Genomic DNA, 5122 nt, shown 5'->3' on the forward strand with positions numbered 1-5122 from the left:
GCGCCCCCGTCCCGCCCGTCGACCCCCTCCTGGAAACCCCCCGCCGCCAGGAATCTCTGCCGGACCCCGTGCCGCTCCCCCACCCCGGTGTTGGGGGGGGCGACCCCCCCCCCCTACCCCCGGGCACTCCCGCCGACCGGAGCATCAGCCCGACCAACCTCGCCGTCGGTACAACGCGCGGGGCGGACTGTCGGTCCCGCGCCATAACGTGATCACATGAGTTCCTCCCTCAGCGCCTACCTGATCGACCCCACGGCCGCGCGCGGTTTCGTCGGCTCCGGAGACGAACAGCTGCTCCAGGTCATCCGCGACGAGTTCGGCAAGACCCTGGCCGCGGACGACGCCTGGTTCTCCTCCCAGATCGAGGAAGGCGCCCCCACCGCCTACGAGGCGCTGCACGCCGTGGTGCACGACGGCCCCTACTCCGACAACCCGGACCACGCCTTCCAGTACGGCTACGCCTACAAGCGCCTGGTCTCCCTGGCCGGGAGTTTCCTCGACAACTCCAACTTCTGCCCGTTCCGGGGATCCTGGCTGGAGGTCGTCGACGAAGGGCTCCAAGCGCTGCGGATCACCGCGGTCTCCGTCGCCGAGTTCGGCCACTCCTCCGGCATGCCCGACGGCATCCCGTGCTCCTACCTGCCCGGCTGCGGTGAATGGACGCACGAGCGCTGCCTCGAAGCACTGGAGCAGTTCGAGCAGACCAAGCGCGACGACCACGCCCCGCCGCTCGATCCCGAGGTCGTCGACGCCGTCTTCGACGTCATCTCCTGGCTCCGCCACGCCCAGGCCCACCCCGGCTTCGGCGTCATCGGCTTCGTCTCCTGAACCGGTGGGGCCATCTGCCCCTCGACAGCCGTGCCGTTGGAACAACGCGTCTGCCGTGGCACCCAGACCCGCGCTCCTCCTCCCCATGGACGCAGGCGGCCGGATACTGCTCGAAACGACCAGCGCCGATGAGGCCGTGGCGGCGGCCGTATCGGCGCTTCAGGAGTATCTCCAGGCGTAGCGGCCGGTCAACGGCTGGTCTCGTCCGTCAGGCCGAGCAGGGGCAGACACGGGCCGAGTCCGTCGATCGAGACGCCGGTTCGCCGGTGCCCCTCCCACCGCGCGCGGGACAGCCGCAGTCGGCGCAGGACGGTGACCCGGCCGCGGACGGTGAGGTGCTCGATGCCGTCCGGCTCGTAGCCGAGCTTGCCGGAAAACCCGGAACGATGACGGGTTGTCCGCGAAGGCGCCGGAGGTCGCCTCCGCCGCTTCCAGCCCTGCGAACGCCAGGTGAAGGACGGCTGCGCGCATTTCGGTGCCGACGCCCCGTCCTTGGTGTCGAAGGCCGAGCCAGGAGCCGGTGTCGACCTCACGCAGGGTCGCGAAGTCACGGGCGGCGATCGTCTGCAGACCGACGATCCGTCCGTGCTCGAAGACGGCGAGGTTCAGCGCCCAGTCGTCCGGGGTCCAGTTGCCGAGCCGGAGCCAGTGGTACTGAACGACCGAGCGAGCTCGTTCCCGGGGAGGCAGATCCGTCCAGGGGACGGAGAAGGGCATGCGGCCCGGATCGTGGACGCCTTCCGCCGCGAGGTCGGCCAGCTCGGAGAGTTCCTCGCCCGAGGGCAGGCGGAGTTCCAGACGAGGCGTGGTCAACCGCAGTCCGAGCAGGGGCCAGTGGTCGATGAGCATTCGTCATTCTGGGCGGTTGGCGAGTCTCCGCACACCCCGTTTTCCACCACCGGGAGTGACGCCACCCCACACGACACGCCGGAGCCTCAACCGGCCCGGTCGAAAATGGACACCAGTGCGGCGCGGAGCTGTTCGTCCTCACGGATCATCGCGTGGTCGAACCCGGAGACGACCAGGCGGCGGTCCCCGGTGGCGAGCGCGGTCAGGCGTTCGTGTTGCTGCGGCGTCAGGGCGGCGGTGCCGAGCGCTCGCAGGGCGTCGCAGGCGCCCTTGAGGTCGGCGCGGGTCTCGGCCGCGTGCAGCGCCGCCTCGGCGAGCCTGGCGCGGTCGAGGCCGGCCGGGTCGGCGACGGCGAGGAGCCCCAGGACGGCCGAGGGGGCCTGGGCCGGGTCGTCGAGGAGGGCTTCGAGCCGGGCGGTCAGCGGGCGCCCGGCCGGGCCGAGCACGGCGATCTCGCGGGCGGCGCGGGCGGCCGTCCGGTGGAACCAGCGCCGGCCCTCGCTGTTGTCGAACACCGAGGCCAGCACCGGGAGGACCTCGGCGGCCTCCCCGGTGATCCGCCACAGGGCGAGCGCCAGCGCGAGGTCGGTGTCCACGTCCGGCGTGGTGTCGCGGTCGGTGGTGCGGCCGAGCGCCGTCCGCAGGGCCGGGGCGAGGCGGGCGGCCGCCGGGCCGAGGTCGGCCACGGCCAGGGCGCCCTCGGCGGCGCCGCGCGCACCGGTGGCGAGCGCCGCCTCGGCGGCGGCGAACAGCGGTCCGGTGTCGCCGGTCAGCTCGTGCAGCGCCCGCGCCACGAACAGCTTGCCTGCGCCGGCCCGCAGGGCGGTGGCGGCCTGCTCACGCTGTGCCGGTCCGCTGTCGGCGGCGACGGCGGTGATCGCGGTGGCGGCGTACTGGAACCGCGGCAGCACGGCACACAGTTCGGGCAGCGCCTCGACGGCCTGCGGGCCCCACTGCCGCAGCAGGTGGACCAGCCCGGCGGTGTCGTTGTGGTCCTCGGTCGTCGAGCAACCGCAGTCCTCGCACCCCTCGGGACGCTCCGCTGCCTTGGCGGCCAGGCGGGCGCGGACCGCGGCGAACAGCTCCGCGTCAAACGGGAAGGGCCCGCGGGCCGGGGCGTGGGAGCCCGTGGCGCACTGCATGGCGCGCGGGCGCCGGCCCAGGGCCCGGGCCAGCAGCGGGGCAGCGGCCCGGGGCGCCACCAGGACGAGCGCGGCGAGGGCCTGGTCGGCCGCCTCGTCGTCCGGCTGCGCGGCGAGCTCGGCGAGGACGGGCGCGGCCTCGGCGGCGGCCGGGCCGAGCTTGCCCAGCAGCTGGGCGGCCGCCCAGTCGGCAGCGAGCGGGGCGATCGCGGGGATCAGCCGCTGCGGGGCGCTGCGGGACAGGGTGCAGGCGCGGTCGGCCGCCCACAGGGCCTCGGCCCTCACCTCGGGGCGTTCGTCGCGCAGGGCGGCGTCGAGCAGCGCGAGGGCGCTCTCGCGGTCGGCATCCGTGTCGCGTTCCAGCAGGGTCCCGACGATCCTGCGCAACGGCTCCCGGTGCTCGTCCGCGTGGCCGGACCTGGCCGTCTCGCGCGCGGGCAGCAGGCCGAGGACGGCGTCGTGGTGCGCGGCGAGCCACGGCTCCCGGGCGTCCAGCGCGGTGAACACGGCGGCCAGGCGCAGCGGCGCGGGCGTGTGCGGGCCGAGCAGGGCGCGGGCCTCGGCGACGGCGCCCGCGAGGTCCAGCCGGCCGTAGGCGGTGAGGAGTTCGGCCCGGACGGCGGGCTCGGTCTCGGCGGCGAGGCGGGCCCGGACGGCGGGCAGGGCGGTGCCGGCATCCCGGGTGTGGCCGGCCGTCCAGCCGGCCGCCTGCCGGACGGCGGCGTCCTCGTCGGCCAGCAGCGGTACGAGCAGCGGCAGTTGGGCGGTGACGGCGGCCCGGACGGCGCCCGGCTCGACGTCGTGCTCGTCCTCGCTCGCGGCGAGGCAGCCGAGCAGCCGGAGCGCGTCGACGGTCTGCCGGCCGGAGGCAGCGATCCGGGCGAGGTACGGGGCGGCGTCGGCGCTGGCCGCGTACACGGTGCCCTGGTGCACGATCGAGCCGTACAGCTCGTCCAGGGCCTCCTCGGCGTCCTCACCGCCCTCGGCGAAGGCGCGCAGCAGCTCGGGCAGGTCCTCGGCGGAGCCGTAGGCGTGGTTGACGGTGACCCAGGGGTGGGCGTCGAGCCCGGCGAGGACGGTGAGGAGTTCCATGGGCCTGATCATCACAGGGAGGTCCGACATCCCGGCTTCGCGCAGCGGGCCCTCACCGGACCCGCGCCGCCGCCGACCGCCCGGAGCGCCGTGCGGGGCGGCGGGCCGTCAGGTAACCGCGCCCCGGTGGCGAGCATTGAATTCGCCCGCCCCGTTCAATTCCGCGCGCGAATCCTGCGCTTGCGGCCGACTACGGCGAAACCGTGCAAGATGGGGAGGAGGAAAACCAGCAGGCCGGTCACGGCATGCCAGTTGCTCGTGTACCCGCCGAACACCGCGACCAGATCGGCCGCGTAGAGCAGCAGCCAGAAGACCAGGTTGGCCACCAGGGCGGTCCACGAGTTCCCCGGGCGCGCGAAGGTGACCTGTCCCCAGAAGGTCTTCACTGTGTTCATCGAGCTGTCCTTGCGCCATTGTTCTAAAAGGGGATTCGCGTCGAATGGAGCGCACCTCGGTCGGTGCGCTCCACCGGATTGATCACCCGGGATGCTGGAAGAACCTAGATCCTCCGGCGCCCTGTCAGAACCACATAAAGAAGCGCTCTGACGTGCAACGATTCGCCGACGCTCCATCAGAAAATGATCCGAGTTCAAACGATCTAGCTGTCACACCGACCAGACTGTCACTCAGAGTAGCCAGGGCCCCGACGCCGCCCCGGAGCGCCGCTGCACGGTGATCCGAACGTCATCAGATCGAGATGACGGCTCGCCACGCCGTCAACCGGTTGCCCGCCCCGATCCGGGCCGGTGTGAGGTGATGGCTACTGACGGGCTACGGGCGGGCTACGGGCGGGCTACGGGCGGGCTACGGGCGGGTGCCCTTGACCGTGGGCTGGGTCTTCTGGTTGTAGATCTCCTTGCCGTCCGCGTTGTAGGCGTGGACGTAGGGGAACGGGGGGAAGGAGTCGCGGGTGAGCTCGGTGGAGATGGCCGCGCTGTAGACGAACGCGCCGTCTGCCATGACGGCCGGGTACTGGGTCGGGTCGTCGCCGTAGCTGATGGTGACCTTGGCGACGCCGGGCTCGTAGTGCCCGGCGCCCAGCGAGAGGATCTGTCCGGTGCCGGCCGGCGAGCTGACGGCGTCGAAGAACTCGATCAGGTGGCCGGTGCCCCACAGGCGGTCGTTGATGAACGTCGGAGGGGTGGACATGCTGGTGCCCTTGTTGCCCTTCGACTCGCACTGCACGTACTGGTGGGCGGAGTTGACGGCGA

Annotated in this window: 4 protein-coding genes and 1 pseudogene; 1 reads left to right on the plus strand and 4 read right to left on the minus strand. The window is 72.8% G+C overall.

What is annotated here, in order from left to right; translation table 11 throughout:
- Window positions 1–216 precede the first annotated feature (216 nt).
- Window positions 217–828: a hypothetical protein gene (locus tag ACFV4F_RS38550; protein ID WP_380509832.1), complete on the plus strand. Its 612-nt coding sequence runs from the start codon at window positions 217–219 to the stop codon at window positions 826–828.
- 159 nt (window positions 829–987) lie between these two features.
- On the opposite strand, the gene ACFV4F_RS38555 is transcribed toward ACFV4F_RS38550, so the two are convergent.
- From ACFV4F_RS38555 to ACFV4F_RS38570, 4 genes and pseudogenes are all read right to left on the minus strand, one after another.
- Window positions 988–1677 (minus strand): GNAT family N-acetyltransferase, encoded by a 690-nt coding sequence (locus ACFV4F_RS38555; protein ID WP_380509835.1) that lies wholly within the window; start codon window positions 1675–1677, stop codon window positions 988–990.
- An 86-nt stretch (window positions 1678–1763) separates the two neighbouring features.
- The gene (locus ACFV4F_RS38560; protein ID WP_380509837.1) at window positions 1764–3911 is read right to left on the minus strand and encodes a hypothetical protein; all 2148 of its coding nucleotides are present in this window, start codon (window positions 3909–3911) and stop codon (window positions 1764–1766) included.
- Between the two features lie 155 nt (window positions 3912–4066).
- Window positions 4067–4306, minus strand: coding sequence for a hypothetical protein (locus ACFV4F_RS38565; RefSeq protein ID WP_380509839.1), 240 nt, complete (start codon window positions 4304–4306; stop codon window positions 4067–4069).
- Between the two features lie 409 nt (window positions 4307–4715).
- A pseudogene (locus ACFV4F_RS38570) lies at window positions 4716–5122 on the minus strand (hypothetical protein); the annotation flags it as partial.

Origin of the sequence: Kitasatospora sp. NPDC059722 (genome assembly GCF_042733235.1) — a bacterium.
In the GTDB taxonomy this organism is placed as follows: Bacteria; Actinomycetota; Actinomycetes; order Streptomycetales; family Streptomycetaceae; genus Kitasatospora.